This is a genomic window from Thauera sp. K11, from assembly GCF_002354895.1.
GTDB classification, from domain to species: domain Bacteria; phylum Pseudomonadota; class Gammaproteobacteria; order Burkholderiales; family Rhodocyclaceae; genus Thauera; species Thauera sinica.
This window is the reverse complement of the sequence record NZ_CP023439.1, coordinates 4,889,811-4,904,481: the sequence shown is the minus strand read 5'-3', so window position 1 is coordinate 4,904,481 and position 14,671 is coordinate 4,889,811. Positions and strand designations below refer to the sequence as shown.

Sequence of the window (14,671 nt, the reverse complement as noted above, 5' to 3'; positions counted from 1 at the left end):
GCCGCGCGGCTTGCGACATCCGATCCGCCGCGTCGACGCGGTCAGGGAAGGAAATCCCGCTCCGACGCAGGAAGGCGCGCGGCAGCGAAATAGTCGCGGCCGAGTTCGGATCGCACTCCCGCCCGGCAGCGCAGGGTCGCGCGCCGCCTGCCGCCGCGCTCGACTGCGACGCCGGCCGTTTCGCCGCTGCCCTGCAGCCAGAAGGAGAAGACGACGTAACGATAGGGCGGCCGGGCGAACTCGACCCACGCGCCCCCGCCGCCGGCAAGCGTCGCGATGCCGGTCGAGAAGGCCGGGGAAGCATCGCCCGCTCCGGGGTAGACCATCTCCGGCGGCGACCCCGGCCTGCCGATCCGGTATTGCAGCACGCCGGGCTGCTCGCCGCCGGCAGGGCTTTCGCACAATGCGATGTGCTTCGTCCCGCTGCGGCAGGCGAACACGATGCGTTCGCCTTCCCCGCACGAAGCCGATGCCGGGGTGCCCGCCGCGCATGCCGGCAGCGCCAGCAGCAGAGCGAACGAGGCAATGCCGGAACTCGCGCCTTGCTTCAAATCAGCTTTTCCCCGCGCAGATAGGCCGTCTGGAAGTTGCCCAGGCCGTGCGTGCCGCCATTCACCTGGCGTCGCGCGCGGGCGAAGTCGCGTTCGATGATGGCCGACTTGATCTTCAATTCCCTGTCCTTGAGATAGCAGGCGAGGATGAGCCCCGCGGTCGCCGCCTCGTTGGCCCTGTCCGGATGCCCTTCCAGGTCCACGCCTATCGTCGCCCCGATGACCCCGTAGTTGCTGCGCCCGGTCAACTGGATGTAGCCGCGACCCTTGTAGCGCGCACCATCCGGCGCCCCCCGGTTGCCGAGGTCGCGGCGATTGTCGTACAGGTCGAAGGGATGGCCGCCGGGCGAAGTATTGAAGCGGGAACGGAATTCGTCCAGGGGTTCGAAACCCGCCGTTTCCGCTGCGATGGTGGCGAGCGCCATCAGCACCATGGTCTTGTCCGTCAGTCCGAAGTGCCGCAGGCCATCGAGCACCGACCCGAGATTGGCCTTGATGTTGTCGATCGGCGCGTCCGGCAGCATGCGGGCGACGATCAGCGGCGTGACCTCGTCGGCCACCGACGGCAAGGCCGCATCCCGCGCAAGGCCGAGCCGTGCCCGGGTGCGCGGCCCGGCCTGCCCATCCACCAGCAGATCGCCCTCGCTGCGCTGGAAAGCGCGCACCGCCGCATCGGTCGCGGCGCCGAAAACGCTGTCGATGCGGCCGGGCGAAAAACCCCTGTCGGCCAATGCCTGCTGCAGCGCCTTGACGTCGTCGCCCTGCATCAGCTCGCCGTCCAGAATCAGTTCCAGTGTTCGCATTCCGTCCGCCTCCGGTAGGGGTATGGGCGCCTGCGCACGACCGCCCGCATCAGGCAAGGTCCAGCGCGGCGAACGTATCCGGACCGACCTCGCCGTCCACCACCAGGCCGCGATCGGCCTGGAATTGCTTCACCGCGTCCGCGGTCTGCGGACCATAGACGCCGTCGGCCTTCCCCGGCGCGAAACCGAGCTTCGCCAGGCGGCGCTGGATCTTCTCGACCACGTCCGACTTGGTCATCGGCTCGGTCAGCCGGATGATGCCGGCCGGCGCCGGCACCCGCACCGGATCGCCGGAGCGGAAATAGCGGATGCCGGGCACGAGAACGCCCGCGTCCCAGCGGCGGGCACTGATCGTATGGGCGATGACGCCGGTCTTGCTGCTGTGCGCCTCGACCGTGCCGCCGCGTCCATCGCAGAACACGATGTGGCCGATCGCCCCCGGCCGCGGAAAACGCAGCAGGATGGCGCCCGGAATCACCGCCGCCTCTGCGACGCGCACCGTGCAGCGGGCTTCGCGCGCCTGCTCCGCCCAGAAGCCGGTGAAGGCATCGGCACGCACCGGGTCGTTGCGCGGCTGCGTGCCGAAGAGGATTCCCGACGCCTGGAACACGCACCAGGACACGAACTCGGCACAATCCCACGGCCCCTTCCAGCCGGAGTTCGCCATCGGCGCACGCGCCCCCAGCTTGTAGGTTTCGCCGATATGCCGCCGCGCGAGGACGAGCACGTCCTCACCGGTGACTTCGCGCCCGCCGCGGCGCACGATCGGCGCAAGCAGGGCACTCGATCCTGCCCCGGCGGGTGCGAACGCCGAAAATGCCATGTCATCCGCAAACGGCATGTCGTCCGCGAACGGCATGTCTTCCGCAAACGCTGCCTCGGTCGCCGCGGAGGGCGCACCTTCCTGCACTCCGCCGCTGCCAGCCCCGCCTGCTGCCTTCACCCGGCTTCGGGATTTCGTTGCCATGATTCCTCCTTGCTTCATGCCCCGCCCGGCGGCACCGCGCCGACGGGCAATGATCCGTGCGCCGCGGTCCGGCGCATGCCGTCATCCGTCAGCGGCCGCCCGCAGCACCGCCCTGCCCGGCCTGAAGATCGCGCGCGATGACGGCCTTGAATCCCTCGGTCAGCCGGCGCGCCGCCATCCCGGTGGTGAAGAAGCGCCGCAGGCCGAACTGCACCGCCTCGGTCGCGGTATCGACCTTGAACTGGCCGAAGACCGAGAGCGCATCGTCTTCGTATTCGGGCGCCTGCGCCCGCCCGCGGTGGCGGCCGCCCAGCCGCTCGGACGAACCGTCGGCGGAGCGGATCATGACCGGCACGAAGGCGATGTCCCGCCCGGTATAACCAAGGCTGAACTGCACCCCCTGCTCCGCCACCGATGTCGAAATGCCGAGGCCCAGGGTATTGGTCTGCGCAAAGACCAGCGGCGGCACATACACCTCGCCGCCGGTGCCCGGCTGGGGCTGCGACGAGCCGGCCTCCGCCTGCGCTTCCGCGCCCGTTCCGCCGGCCGGCCCGGCAGGAGTCTTCGCCGGCCCGGAAACGCTGCGGGACGGCATCTCCGGTGCCATCCCCGCCTCCGCCGGCGGCCGCCCCGTCCATCCGTCGTGGTAAGCCTCGGCGAGGTTCGTCGCCGCGAGGCCGGTGGCGAAGAAGCGCCCGAGTGCCACCTTGCGGGTGCCCGGGCCGCTGTCGCCGGCAGGCTGGGCGCCCTGCCCTTCGAACTGGCCGAACACGGACAGCGCATCCCATTCGGCGCCGGGACCGTCTTTCGTATGAGCGGTCACCGCCTGTCCCTTGCCGTGGCTGACCGCGCCGACCGGCACCACGGCCACGTCCTGATCCTTGTAACCCAGGGTGAAATCCACCCCCTGCGTGCCGGCGCCGGTGCCGATGGTGATGCCCATCGTCACCAGTTCGCCGAAGAAAAGCGGCGGCGACGGCGCCGTGGTGCATGCACACAGGATGAGCGGGGCGGCACATCCGAACGTTCTGGAAAATGCACGCATCGGATCGGTCTCCTGTTCGCGTCTAGGGCGCCGGCACGGCGCACAGCCCCGCGTTGGCATTCGCCAGCGCACGGACCGCCTCGAGGTGTTCGCGGGCAGCGACCCAGACGACCAGCCGGCACTCGTTGCCGAGCGCCGCCCAGCCGTGCCTCGCATAACCCGCCGTCCAGCCGAATGGACCGTGCGAAAAGCCGACCGACGTGATGTCGGCAACGTACGACTGCATGGCGCCCGGCACGTCCACGGCGAGCACGCCCCAATGACGCTCCACCCTGACGGCAGCCGGATCGAGCGCGGATTCGATGCGAACGGTCGTGCAGCCGGCAAGCACGAGCACCGTCGCGCCCATCCGCAGCGCGGCGCCCGAGCGCCTCGACCCGACCGATGCGGCACACATTCCGGTTGCACCTCGCAGACAGGGGCCGGGTACGCTCTTCGTCATATGACCGATGACGATCGCGCCTGATGGATGTGGTCTAGCACAGGCCGCATCATTTGCAAGATGCCGCGTCGGGACCGTGCCGCCTTTCGCCCATGCGCCAGCCATTTCGGGCCCGCGACCGGCTACCATCGCGTTTTCGCAGCGCTGGAGACCCGACCGGCCATGAAGCCATCCGCCTGGGGCACGCTTGCCCTCCTGCTATCCGCCTCCCTGCCCGCCGCCGCCGTCGAGGTCGGCTGCGTCACCACCGCGTGGAAGCTGATCGGCGCCAATCACCGCGTGTGCGTCGAAGCCTTCGCCGACCCCAAGGTGCCCGGCGTGACCTGCCATGTGAGCCAGGCGCGCACCGGCGGCGTGAAGGGCTCGTTCGGGCTGGCGCAGGACCCGTCGCAGTTCTCGCTGGCCTGCCGCCAGACCGGCCCGATCACGCTGCCGGCGAAGCTGCCGAAGGACGAGGTGGTGTTCTCGGAGGGCACCTCGCTGCTGTTCAAGGAAACGCGCATCGTGCGCATGTGGGACGAGGCCAACCGCACGCTGGTGTACCTGGCGATCAGCCGCAGGATCATCGAGGGCGCCCCCGCCAACGCGATCTCGACGGTGCCGGTGATGCCCTGGGGCGCGCGGCCGGCCGCGGGGTCCTGAGCGGCGGCTGCGCCCTGCACAGGCGCTCCGTCCAGACCGGGCGCCAGGGCGATCGCACGACGTCTCTTCATCGGCCCGGATGGCGCGACACGGTAGGTCTGGTGGCGGGAGATGCGTGGAGCGGGCGAGGACTGTCCGAGCACCGAGCGCAGCGAGGGCGAGTTCCGCAGCCCGCGGAACGCATCCCCCGCCACCAGACCGGATTCGAGAGACACGCCGAACGGTCGAAGACCGCCCAACCCCCGGACGAAGCGCGCCCGAATTCCACGGCCCGACGGAACGCATCCCCGCCACCGGACCGGATTCCGCGCACTCATGCGATCGCCCTGCGCCGGGCGCTGGCTGCACCCTGTCGACTGGTACATACTGCAACCGTTCACCGGATCGGGCGTTGCAGACCCGGTGCGCATTCCCACCGCAGGACAGACCCGCCTTCAGACATCGATGAAAAAGAACGAAGCGCCGTACCTGACCTACAAGCTCGACCTGATCAAGACGATCCTGATGAAGCTGGGCAATGCCCACTACAAGAAGGCCCTGGACCTGGGCGTGCGCGAACTGCGCGTGCTGCGGCTGGTGCATGACTTTCCCGGCATCACCGCGACCGACCTCGGCAACCGCCTGGTGCTGGACAAGACGCTGCTGTCCAAGAACATCTCCTACCTCGAAGGCCGGGGCCTGATCTCGCGCTGCGCCAACGCGCAGGACAACCGCCAGCAGTGCCTGACGCTCACCGAAGCGGGCATGCGCGCCTGGTACGAGGGCGAACGCATCGGCCGCGGCCTGGAAGCGGAGCTGTTCGCCGACTTCAGCGATCAGGAATGGACGCGGCTGCACGGGATGCTCGACCAGTTGCTGGCGTCGATCGAGAACTGGAAGCAACGCGACAGGCAGAAGTGATGCGCCTCAGGTGCGCAGCGCGGCATGCATGGCCGCGCGCCGGTGCGACTGCGCGCGCTGCATGACGCGGTTGGCCACCAGCACCGCGACCGACACCGCCGCCACGATCACCGTCGCCAGCGCATTGATCTCCGGCTTCAGGCCGTGGTGCAGGCGCGCGAACACCAGCACCGGCAGGGTCGTGCTGCCGGGGTCGGACAGCATCGCGGCGAGCACGAAGTCGTCCATCGACAGCGTGAAGGCCAGCAGCCAGCCGGCCACCAGCGCCGGCGCGATCACCGGCACGGTGATGACGAAGAAGACCTTCGCCGGCGGGCAGCCGAGATCGAGCGCGGCTTCTTCCAGCGCGCGGTCCATCTCGCGCAGCCGCGACCGCACCAGCACCGTCACGTAGGCCGCGCACAGCGTGGTGTGCGCCGCCCAGATCGCCGCCACGCCGCGTCCGCCGAGCACCGGCTGCAGCGCCGGATGGGTGAACAGCAGCACCAGCGAAAGCCCGACCACCACTTCGGGCATCACCATCGGCGCGGTGGTCATGCCGGCGAGGAAGCCGCCGAAGCGGGGCGCAAAGCGCGCCAGCACCACCGCCGCGGCGGTGCCGACGACCACCGCGGCGCTCGCCGCCAGCGCGCCGACCCGCAGCGACAGCAGCACCGCGGCGGCAAGCTCGCGGTCGTCCAGGAGCGCCGCGTACCAGCGCAGCGACACGCCGTCGAGCCGGGTGGTGATCTCTCCGGCGGTGAAGGAGAACACCACCAGGCACAGGATGGGGGCGTACAGGAAGGCATAGACCAGCAGCAGCCACGCCCGCGCGCCCCAGCGCCCGTCGCCGTCGGCGTGCATCACGGCCCCGCCTCCGGCCCACCCCCACCCTGGCCGTGGCGGTGGGCGAGCATGACGGGCACGATCAGCATCAGCACCATCACCACCGCGACGGCCGCCGCCATCGGCCAGTCCTGGTTGGGGCCGAAATCGTCCCAGATGCGGCGCCCTATCATCAGCACCCCGCCGCCGCCGAGCAGGTCCGGGATCACGAACTCTCCCACCGCCGGGATGAAGACCATCATCGAGCCGGCGACGATGCCCCGCCACGACAGCGGCAGCGTGATCGACACGAAGGCGGTCCACGGCCGCGCGCCGAGGTCGCGCGCCGCCTCCAGCAGGCGCACGTCCAGCTTCACCAGGTTGGCGTACAGCGGCAGCACCATGAAGGGCAGGTAGCTGTAGACCATGCCGGCCAGCACCGCGCCCCTGTTGTAGAGCAGTTGCAGCGGCGCCTCGACCACGCCGAGGGCGAGCAGCAACTGGTTGATAAGGCCCGCCTCGCTGCTGTCGAGCAGCCCCATCCATGCATACACGCGCAGCAGGAAGGACGTCCAGAACGGCAGCATGACCAGCATCAGCAGCGTGCCGCGCGCGGCCTCGCGCGAGCGGGCGATGTGGTAGGCGAAGGGGTAGCCGACGAGCAGGCAGCACAGGGTGGTCAGCGCCGCGAGCAGCAGCGAGTTGCCGAACGCGCGCAGGTACTGCAGATCGGCGCCGGGCGCGGCGAGCGCGGCAAGCTCGTCGCCGAGCCGGCGGTAGCTGCCGAAGTCGGGATGGAAGGCCGGCTCGCCCTGCACCGGCTCCAGCGAGAACGGGGGCACGTAGGGCGGCACCGCGAGGTCGGGCGTCGACAGGCTGACATTGACGATCAGCACGAAGGGCAGCAGGAAGAACAGCAGCATCCAGGCCCACGGCAGGCAGCCGACCCAGAAGCGGCCGCCCGGCAGGAAGCGGCGGCCGTTCATTGCGTCAGCACCACGCCGTCGGGCGCCCGCCACCACACCCAGACCGCCTCGCCGCGCGCCGGCGCCTCGCCCCGGCCGACGCCGGGCACGCTGGCGATCATGCCGCGCCCGCCATGCAGCCGCAGGTGATAGATCGAATGGCTGCCGAGGTAGGCGATCTCGGCGACGTCCGCCTGCGCGGCGTTGAGCGGCGCCCCGCCGTCCGCCGGAGGCGGGTGGCGGCCGAGCACCACCCGCTCCGGCCGCACCGACAGCCACGCCTCGGCCCCCGGCGGCGGCGCGCCGCCAGCGTCGATCGCCAGCGGCACCGGGAAGTCGCTGCCGGCCAGCCGGCCGTCTTCGATCCGGCCATGGAACAGATTGGTCTCGCCGATGAATTCGGCGGCGAAGCGGCAGCGCGGATGTTCGTAGATCTCGTCGGGCGCGCCGACCTGGAGCAGCCTGCCTTCGGACATGATGCCGATGCGCCCGGCCATGGCCATCGCCTCTTCCTGGTCGTGGGTGACGAGGATGCAGGTGACGCCGACGCGGCGGATCAGGCTCACCAGTTCGAGCCGGGTGTGCTGGCGGATCTGCTTGTCCAGCGCGGCAAGCGGTTCGTCGAGCAGCAGCAGCTTGGGCTCCCTCGCCAGGCTGCGCGCCAGCGCCACGCGCTGCTGCTGGCCGCCGGAGAGTTCGTGCGGCTTGCGCGCGGCGTAGCGCTGCATCTGCACCAGTTCCAGCATCTCGGCCACGCGCGCGGCGATCTGCACGCGCGACAGCCGCGGCCGTTCCTGGCGCAGGCTGAAGGCGACGTTGCCGGCGGCGCTCATGTGCGGGAACAGCGCGTAGGACTGGAACATCATGTTGGTCGGCCGGCGGAAGGCGGGGATGGCGGCCAGGTCCTCGCCGTCGAGCACGATGCGCCCGCCGCTCGGGCGTTCGAGGCCGGCGATCATGCGCAGCAGGGTGCTCTTGCCGCAGCCCGAGCTGCCGAGCAGCGCGAAGATCTCCTGCCGCCGGACCGCCAGCGTGACGCCGTCGACCGCGAGCGTGTCGTCGAAGCGCTTGCTGACGCCCTCGATGCGAAGATAGGTGGAATCCCGGTCGTCTGCGGCCACCCTGCTCCCCTGCCCCGCCGCGCCCGTTCGCGCAGGCCCGAGTCTAGCGCGCGCTCTTGAAGCGCCCCAGCGCCTGCGTCATCTCGCGCTGCACGTCCTTGCCGAGCACCGGCTTGGCGCGCAGCGTGCGCTTGACCTCGTCGGGGACGTTGATCATCGGGTCCTCGGTCAGCGTCCTGGACATCAGCGGCAGCGCGGCGCGGTTGGCGCTGATGTAGAAGGTTTCGTTGGAAATGCGCGCGATCACCGCGGGGTCGAGCATGGCGTTGATCCAGGCATGGGCGTTGCCGACGTGGCTGGCGTCGCGCGGGATGGCCATGACGTCTATCGACATCATCGCGCCCGGCCTGGGGATGAAGTAGCGGATGCGCGCGCCGGTGCCGGATTCGGCGGCGCGGCGGGCGGCGATCATGGCGTCGCCGGAGAACATCATCGCCGCGCACAGGCTGCCCTTGGCCATCTGGTCGATGGGGGCGGTGATGAAGGTGCGGATGTACTTGCGCACGGGCATGAGGCGGTCGATGGCGGCGCGGATGTCGGCCGGGTCCATCTTCGCGGTGTCCTTGCCGGCGTAGATCATCGCGGCGGGGACGACGTCGCTCGCCTCGTCCATCAGGGCGATGCCGCAGCCTTCGAGGCGGGCGGCGACGGCAGGATCGAACAGCAGGTCCCAGGCGTCGTCGGGGAGCTTGCCGCCGAGGGCCTTTTCCACCTTGTCTTCGTTGATGGCGACGCCGGTGGTGTACCACATGTAGGGGACGAGGTAGCGGTTGCCGGGATCGGCGGCCTCGACGGCCTTCAGGACGACGGGGTCGAGGTGGGCGAGATTGGGGAGCCTGGCCTTGTCGAGCGGCTGGAAGATGCCGGCCTGGATCTGCCGGCCGGCGTATTCGACGCTGGGGTAGACGACGTCGTAGCCGCTCTGGCCGGTGAGCAGCTTGCCCTGCAGCGTGGCATTGCTGTCGTAGAGGTCGTACTTGACGGCGATGCCGGTGGCTTTCTGGAAGGATGGAATGGTGTCGCGGGCGATGTAGTCGTTCCAGTTGTAGACGTTGAGCCGGGGCTCTTCGGCGCCGGCGGAAAGGCTCGCGGCGGCGAGCGAGACGGCAAGGAGAAGGCGGAGCGCGGTGCGGGGCAGGGTCATTTTTTCCTCACTCCTTGCGCGCCTGCGTTTGTCGCGGCGCGCATGCGGTCGTCAGGCGGGCGGCGGCGCGGACGATCCGCCGGAGACGCGGCGGGGCTTCGTTCCGTCGGGCTGCGGAACTCGCTCCCTGCGGTCGCTCGGACAGTCCTCGCCCGCTCCACGAAGCCCCGCCGCGTCTCCGGCCAGCCATGTGCGGGTCCATTCGATGGCGGCGGCGAGATTGTTCCTTGCGGCGGGGGAGATGGCCTGGCCCAGTTCCCATCGTTCGCCCCGGATGCCCAGCAGCCAGGCCGGCGGCGGTTCGCCGGCCTGCGTGTCGGCATAGACCTGCAGAATCGCCGCGGGTGTCATCGCGTGCGTGGTGAAGCTGGCGTCGCGCCGCGGCAGCAGCGGGGCCACGCTGAAGGGGGCGGCCGCTTCCATCGAGGCATCGACGAACAGCACGCGGCGGCGGCCGGCGAGGTCCAGCGCGTGCTCGACCTGGAGCTGGAAGTCGGTGAGGCATTCGACGCCGGGAAGCCGCAGCGCCTCGATGGCTTCGGCGAACAGCGGGCCGAGGGCGTCGTCGCCGCGGCTGGGGTTGCCCCAGGAGAAGACCAGCGTGCCGGGTTTCATCGGAGGTGCGTGCCGCTGCTCGTCAGTGCTTGTACCTGCGGTCGAGTTCGCGGCCTTCGGCGTCGAGCAGCACGACTTCCAGCGGCATGCTGCCGAGCGCGTGGGTGGCGCACGACAGGCAGGGGTCGAAGGCGCGGATCGCGACTTCGATGTGGTTCAGCAGGCCCTCGGTGATCTCCCTGCCGTCGAGGTACTTCTTGGCCACCTCGCGCACCGCGGTGTTCATCGCCTGGTTGTTGTTGGTGGTGGAGACGATGAGGTTGGCCATCGTCACCAGATCGTCGTCGCCCACCTGGTAGTGGTGGAACAGCGTGCCGCGCGGCGCCTCGATGACGCCCACGCCCTCGCGGCGGCGTTCGCCGGCGACCACCAGGTCGGTGCCTTCGAGGTCGTCGTCGTGCAGCAGCTCCTTGATCGTTTCGGCGGCGAACAGCATCTCGATCATGCGCGCCCAGTGGAAGCCGAGCGTGGCATGCATCGGCCCGCCGCCGGCGTAGGCGGCGAATTCGCGGCGTTCGTGCTCGGCGAAGGGGGTGGGGATGCCGTCGCAGTTCTGCACGCGGGCCAGCGGGCCCACCTTGTACCAGCCGCGCTCGGGGCCGAGCGCGGTGAAGTACGGGAACTTCATGTAGCTCCAGGGTTTGACCTCCTCGGTGATGAGCCGGTCGTAGGTCTGGTAGTCGACGTGGTCGAAGAGGATGTTGCCGCCGGCGTCCTTGGCGCGCAGCCCGCCGTGGTAGAGGTCCAGGCTGCCGTCGGGTGCGACCATGCCCATGAAATTGGAGGGGCAGGCGCCGAAGCCGTCGTACAGCGCCGGGTTCTGCTCGTGCAGTTCGCGGATGATCCGCACCGCGTCGCGGCTCCAGGCAATCATCCGGTAGGCGTCCTCGAGCAGTTCCGTCCGCTCGGCGCCGGTCAGCGCGCGGTTGACGCCGCCGGGCACCGAGCCGGTGCCATGCACCCGCTTGCCGGCGGTGTGCCGGATCACCTCCTGGCCGTACTTGCGCAGCAGGATGCCCTTCTTCGCGATGTCGGGATATTTCGCGGCGACGCCGACGATGTTGCGCCGCGCGACCTCGGAGTCGAAGCCGAACAGCAGGTCGGGCGAGGACAGGTGGAAGAAGTGCAGCGCGTGGGACTGCAGGATCTGGCCGTAGTGCATCAGCCGGCGCATCTTTTCCGCGGTGGGGGTCAGGCGGTCGGCGCCGACGATGACGTCCAGCGCCTTGCTCGCCGCCAGGTGGTGCGACACCGGGCAGATGCCGCACAGGCGCTGCACCATGACCGGCACTTCCCAGTAGGGCCGGCCCTGGATGAAGCGTTCGAAGCCGCGGAACTCGACGATGTGCAGGCGCACCTGGTGCACCTTGTCGTCCTCGTCGAGCAGCAGCGTGACCTTGCCGTGGCCTTCGACGCGGGACACGGGGTCGATGGCGACGCGGCGCAGGCTGTCGCGGGCGGCTGCGGCGGTTTCGAGTTCGAAGCTCATGGCAATCTCGCGGACGGATCAGTCGTAGTGCAGCAGGCCGTGGCCCGGAGCGGGCTCCCTGCCGGCGACGAGGTCGCCGAGGAAGGCCCAGATCGCATCGCCGGACGGCGGGCAGCCGGGCAGGAAGTAGTCGATCTTCACCACCTCGTGCACCGGGTGCACCTGGTTCAGCGGCAGCGGCAGCTCGGGGTCGTCCGGGATGCGGCTGCCTTCGGCGAGCCCGTGGCCGGTGCGATACACCTCCTGCAGGATGTCGGCCAGTTGCAGGTGGTTGCGCTGCGCCGGCAGGCCGCCATTGACGGCGCAGGCGCCGAGCGCGACCAGCACCTTGCAGTTGGCGCGGAATTCGCGCAGCACGTGCACGTTCTCGGCGTTGCATACGCCGCCTTCGATGAGGCCGATGTCGCACGGCCCGCAGTGCTTGATGTCGGTGATCGGCGAGCGGTCGAACTCGACCAGTTCGAGCAGCGGCAGCAGGCGCTCGTCGATGTCGAGGAAGGACATGTGGCAGCCGAAGCAGCCGGCCAGCGACACCGTCGCGACCTTCAGCTTGCGCGGCTGCGCCGCAGTCGCGGTGCTCATTGCCCTTCCTCCTTCGCGTGCGCGACCGCCACCTGCGAGATCGGCTGTGCGTCGTATTCGCGCTGTCCGATCGGCACCGCGAAGCCCACCCGCTTCTTCAGGATCACGCCCACCGGACAGACCCCGGCGGCACGGTCGGTGACGGCGAAGTCGGTGTCGGCCAGGCGCCCGCTCTCGCTGTTGACGATCAGGTGCGACCCGGCGCCGCGGCCCGACAGCGCGAACACGTCCTTGCCGTCGGCCTCGCGGCTGGCGCGCACGCACAGTTCGCACAGGATGCAGCGGTTGAAGTCGAGCAGCACGTCGGGGTGCGAGGCGTCGACCGGGCGGTCGGGGTAGAAGTGGTCGAAATGCGGGCTCAGCATGCCCATCTCGTAGGCGGTGGCCTGCAGCACGCAGTTGCCGCTCTTCTCGCAGGACGGGCAGAAATGGTTGCCCTCGACGAACAGCAGCTGCAGCAGCGTGCGCCGCTTTCCGGTGAGTTCCTCGCTGCGGTTCTCGACTTCCTGCCCGTCCGCGGCACGCACCGTACAGGCGGTGGCGAAACGCCCGCCGATCCTGACGGTGCACAGCTTGCACGAGCCGTGCGCGCTGAAATCCGGATGCCAGCACAGGTGCGGGATGTACTTGCCGGCGGCGCTGGCGGCCTGCATCACCGTCTGTCCGGGCGTGAATGGCACTTCTTCGCCATCGAGAAGAAAGCTGCTGGTCATGGCTGGGCCTCGCCGGGTTCTTGGCCGTGCGCCTCGGCGCGCTGCGCGCTCAGGTTGTCGGTGAGATGGGCGCCGGCGTCGTCGCGGCCGGTCATCTGCCGCGCCTGCGACAGCGCGGCGTCGAGGTCGAAGGCCGGCTCGTAGTCGGGCGAATGCAGCCGGCGCTCGAACGCGGGGCGGAACCTGGCAAGCATGTCGCGCAGCGCGATCGTCGCGGTGTTGCCCAGGCCGCAATGGCTGGCGCCCTGCATCAGGCGGTGCATCTTCTCCATCTCGTCGAGGTCGTAGGGCGAGCCGCGGCCGTGGGCGAGCTTGTCCATCAGCCGCGCGTTGACCGCGGTGCCGACGCGGCACGGGGTGCAGAAGCCGCAGCTCTCGTGCGCGAAGAAGCGGGTGAAGTTGCGCGCCACCTCGAACATGTCGCGGCTGCGGCCGAACACCATGATCGAACCGCCGGTGGGCACGTCCTCGAAGGCGATGCGGCGGCCGAACTCGCCGGCCGACAGGCAGAAGCCGGCCGCGCCGGCAGTGGTCACCGCCTGGGTGTCCACGCCGCCGGCGGCCTGCAGCACCTCGGCGACGGTCACGCCGAAGGGGAATTCGTAGATGCCCGGGCGTTCCACGTCGCCCGACACCGACAGCAGCTTGGTGCCGGTCGAGGCCGGCGTGCCGATGGCGCGGAACCATTCGCCCCCCTTCACCGCGATCAGCGCGGCGAGCGCGAGCGTCTCGACGTTGTTCACCGTCGTCGGCTGGCCGAGGTAGCCGTTCGTCACCGGGAAGGGCGGGCGGATGCGCGGCTTGCCCGGCTTGCCTTCGAGCGATTCGATGAGCGCGGATTCCTCGCCGCAGATGTAGGCGCCGGCACCGAGGTGGATCTCGATGTCGAAGGTGAAGCCGCGGCCGAGGATGTTGCGTCCGAGCAGCCCGGCCTCGCGCCGCTGGGCGAGCCGCGTCTCGAGCCGGTCGAGCAGGTAGCGGTATTCGCCGCGCAGGTAGATGAAGCCCTTGCTCGCGCCGATGGCGAAGCCGGCGATGCACATGCCGTCGACCACCATGTCGAAGAAGGCGCTCAGCAGCACGCGGTCCTTGAAGGTGCCGGGCTCGCCCTCGTCGGCGTTGCAGATCACGTAGTGCGCGTCGCCCCAGGCGTCGCGGCAGGAGCGCCACTTGATGTCGCTGCCGAAGCCCGCGCCGCCGCGCCCGCGCAGCGCCGAGCGTTCGATCTCGCCGAGCAGGCCGGCCGGGCCGCGGTCCAGCGCCGCGGCCAGCGCCGCGCCGGGCGCCAGGCCATGATCGAGCAGCACGTCGCGGCGGCGGATGTTGTCGTCGACGTGGAACCAGTCCGACGGCCAGTCCCCCACCGACACGCGGCGGCGGATCAGGTGGACCATGTCGTCGATGCGTTCGGGCGTCAGCCGCGTGACGGCGCGGTAGTTGGCCAGCAGCGCCGGCCCCTGGTCGCACATGCCGGTGCAAGACGTGGTGTCCACGCTGACCCGGCCGTCCTCCGACACGCGGCCGGGTTCCAGCCACAGCTTGTGGCACAGGGACCGCATCAGGTCGTGGCTGCCGAGCATGCGGTCGGTGATGTTGTCCGAGAACAGGAGGCGGTACTCGCCGAGCGGACGGGTGTGGAAGAAACTGTAGAAGCCCGCCGTGCCTTCCACCTGCGCGCGCGGCCGGCCTACTCCCTGCGCGATGGCGGTGAGCGTGTCGGGCGCCAGCCATCCCAGAGCGTCCTGGACCTCGCGCAGGATCTGCACCAGCCGGGTACCATCCCGGGCGTGCCGGTCGAGAACGGTTTCGATCGTCGCTGCTGCCACGCTGTCCTCCTGTGAGCCAGGGATGCGCTCGGAGTCGGTATCGGCCCGATGAGGATTCTGCC

16 protein-coding genes are annotated in these 14,671 nt (G+C 69.9%); 2 read left to right on the top strand and 14 right to left on the bottom strand.

Going from position 1 to position 14,671, the window contains the following annotated elements; translation table 11 throughout:
- Window positions 1–41 precede the first annotated feature (41 nt).
- The 5 genes from CCZ27_RS21425 to CCZ27_RS21405 form a co-directional block, all read right to left on the bottom strand.
- Window positions 42–551 carry a hypothetical protein gene (locus CCZ27_RS21425; RefSeq protein WP_096451621.1) on the bottom strand — a complete coding sequence of 170 codons (510 nt, stop codon included), beginning with the start codon at window positions 549–551 and terminating at the stop codon, window positions 42–44.
- Complete coding sequence (locus CCZ27_RS21420; protein WP_232516486.1) at window positions 548–1,354, bottom strand: peptidoglycan-binding protein; 807 nt, start codon at window positions 1,352–1,354, stop codon at window positions 548–550. Before CCZ27_RS21420 ends, CCZ27_RS21425 begins: the two co-directional genes overlap by 4 nt.
- A 49-nt stretch (window positions 1,355–1,403) precedes the next feature.
- Window positions 1,404–2,321 carry a peptidoglycan-binding domain-containing protein gene (locus tag CCZ27_RS21415; protein WP_157748680.1) on the bottom strand — a complete coding sequence of 306 codons (918 nt, stop codon included), beginning with the start codon at window positions 2,319–2,321 and terminating at the stop codon, window positions 1,404–1,406.
- An 88-nt stretch (window positions 2,322–2,409) separates the two neighbouring features.
- On the bottom strand, window positions 2,410–3,366 hold the full coding sequence (locus CCZ27_RS21410; RefSeq protein WP_096451617.1) for a hypothetical protein: 957 nt from the start codon (window positions 3,364–3,366) through the stop codon (window positions 2,410–2,412).
- 22 nt (window positions 3,367–3,388) lie between these two features.
- Window positions 3,389–3,763 (bottom strand): hypothetical protein, encoded by a 375-nt coding sequence (locus CCZ27_RS21405; RefSeq protein ID WP_157748679.1) that lies wholly within the window; start codon window positions 3,761–3,763, stop codon window positions 3,389–3,391.
- Window positions 3,764–3,970: 207 nt separating this feature from the next.
- Here CCZ27_RS21405 and CCZ27_RS21400 point away from each other — a divergent pair, with 207 nt between their 5' ends.
- Together CCZ27_RS21400 and CCZ27_RS21395 are read left to right on the top strand one after the other, a co-directional pair.
- Complete coding sequence (locus CCZ27_RS21400; protein WP_096451613.1) at window positions 3,971–4,450, top strand: CreA family protein; 480 nt, start codon at window positions 3,971–3,973, stop codon at window positions 4,448–4,450.
- Window positions 4,451–4,894: 444 nt separating this feature from the next.
- Window positions 4,895–5,350, top strand: a complete 456-nt coding sequence (locus tag CCZ27_RS21395) for a MarR family winged helix-turn-helix transcriptional regulator (protein ID WP_096451611.1) — start codon at window positions 4,895–4,897, stop codon at window positions 5,348–5,350.
- Window positions 5,351–5,356: 6 nt separating this feature from the next.
- Here the strand turns inward: CCZ27_RS21395 and CCZ27_RS21390 are convergent, their stop codons facing one another.
- The 9 genes from CCZ27_RS21390 to CCZ27_RS21350 are packed head-to-tail and all read right to left on the bottom strand — an operon-like array spanning window position 5,357 to window position 14,609.
- Complete coding sequence (locus CCZ27_RS21390; RefSeq protein ID WP_096451609.1) at window positions 5,357–6,193, bottom strand: ABC transporter permease subunit; 837 nt, start codon at window positions 6,191–6,193, stop codon at window positions 5,357–5,359.
- Window positions 6,193–7,140: an ABC transporter permease gene (locus tag CCZ27_RS21385; RefSeq protein ID WP_096451607.1), complete on the bottom strand. Its 948-nt coding sequence runs from the start codon at window positions 7,138–7,140 to the stop codon at window positions 6,193–6,195. The genes CCZ27_RS21390 and CCZ27_RS21385 overlap by 1 nt, the downstream gene beginning before the upstream one ends.
- A complete protein-coding gene (locus CCZ27_RS21380) occupies window positions 7,137–8,240 on the bottom strand; it encodes an ABC transporter ATP-binding protein (RefSeq protein WP_096451605.1) in 1,104 nt (367 codons plus the stop codon). The genes CCZ27_RS21385 and CCZ27_RS21380 overlap by 4 nt, the downstream gene beginning before the upstream one ends.
- 43 nt (window positions 8,241–8,283) lie before the next feature.
- Window positions 8,284–9,384: a polyamine ABC transporter substrate-binding protein gene (locus tag CCZ27_RS21375; RefSeq protein ID WP_096451603.1), complete on the bottom strand. Its 1,101-nt coding sequence runs from the start codon at window positions 9,382–9,384 to the stop codon at window positions 8,284–8,286.
- 51 nt (window positions 9,385–9,435) lie between these two features.
- Window positions 9,436–9,999, bottom strand: a complete 564-nt coding sequence (locus CCZ27_RS21370) for a hydrogenase maturation protease (RefSeq protein WP_096451601.1) — start codon at window positions 9,997–9,999, stop codon at window positions 9,436–9,438.
- A 22-nt stretch (window positions 10,000–10,021) separates the two neighbouring features.
- Complete coding sequence (locus CCZ27_RS21365) at window positions 10,022–11,488, bottom strand: Ni/Fe hydrogenase subunit alpha (RefSeq protein WP_096451599.1); 1,467 nt, start codon at window positions 11,486–11,488, stop codon at window positions 10,022–10,024.
- An 18-nt stretch (window positions 11,489–11,506) separates the two neighbouring features.
- Window positions 11,507–12,070, bottom strand: coding sequence for an NADH-quinone oxidoreductase subunit B family protein (locus tag CCZ27_RS21360; RefSeq protein ID WP_096451597.1), 564 nt, complete (start codon window positions 12,068–12,070; stop codon window positions 11,507–11,509).
- Window positions 12,067–12,783, bottom strand: coding sequence for a 2Fe-2S iron-sulfur cluster-binding protein (locus CCZ27_RS21355; RefSeq protein ID WP_096451595.1), 717 nt, complete (start codon window positions 12,781–12,783; stop codon window positions 12,067–12,069). Before CCZ27_RS21355 ends, CCZ27_RS21360 begins: the two co-directional genes overlap by 4 nt.
- Window positions 12,780–14,609, bottom strand: coding sequence for an NAD(P)H-dependent oxidoreductase subunit E (locus CCZ27_RS21350; protein WP_096451593.1), 1,830 nt, complete (start codon window positions 14,607–14,609; stop codon window positions 12,780–12,782). Before CCZ27_RS21350 ends, CCZ27_RS21355 begins: the two co-directional genes overlap by 4 nt.
- Window positions 14,610–14,671: the final 62 nt, after the last annotated feature.

Coding starts and splice junctions, on each gene's coding strand:
- CCZ27_RS21385 (WP_096451607.1), bottom strand. CDS start 7,140: ATGAACGGCCGCCGCTTCCTGCCGGGCGGCCGCTTCTGGGTCGGCTGC.
- CCZ27_RS21390 (WP_096451609.1), bottom strand. CDS start 6,193: ATGCACGCCGACGGCGACGGGCGCTGGGGCGCGCGGGCGTGGCTGCTG.
- CCZ27_RS21410 (WP_096451617.1), bottom strand. CDS start 3,366: ATGCGTGCATTTTCCAGAACGTTCGGATGTGCCGCCCCGCTCATCCTG.
- CCZ27_RS21415 (WP_157748680.1), bottom strand. CDS start 2,321: ATGGCAACGAAATCCCGAAGCCGGGTGAAGGCAGCAGGCGGGGCTGGC.
- CCZ27_RS21405 (WP_157748679.1), bottom strand. CDS start 3,763: ATGTGTGCCGCATCGGTCGGGTCGAGGCGCTCGGGCGCCGCGCTGCGG.
- CCZ27_RS21375 (WP_096451603.1), bottom strand. CDS start 9,384: ATGACCCTGCCCCGCACCGCGCTCCGCCTTCTCCTTGCCGTCTCGCTC.
- CCZ27_RS21420 (WP_232516486.1), bottom strand. CDS start 1,354: ATGCGAACACTGGAACTGATTCTGGACGGCGAGCTGATGCAGGGCGAC.
- CCZ27_RS21400 (WP_096451613.1), top strand. CDS start 3,971: ATGAAGCCATCCGCCTGGGGCACGCTTGCCCTCCTGCTATCCGCCTCC.
- CCZ27_RS21365 (WP_096451599.1), bottom strand. CDS start 11,488: ATGAGCTTCGAACTCGAAACCGCCGCAGCCGCCCGCGACAGCCTGCGC.
- CCZ27_RS21355 (WP_096451595.1), bottom strand. CDS start 12,783: ATGACCAGCAGCTTTCTTCTCGATGGCGAAGAAGTGCCATTCACGCCC.
- CCZ27_RS21360 (WP_096451597.1), bottom strand. CDS start 12,070: ATGAGCACCGCGACTGCGGCGCAGCCGCGCAAGCTGAAGGTCGCGACG.
- CCZ27_RS21395 (WP_096451611.1), top strand. CDS start 4,895: ATGAAAAAGAACGAAGCGCCGTACCTGACCTACAAGCTCGACCTGATC.
- CCZ27_RS21370 (WP_096451601.1), bottom strand. CDS start 9,999: ATGAAACCCGGCACGCTGGTCTTCTCCTGGGGCAACCCCAGCCGCGGC.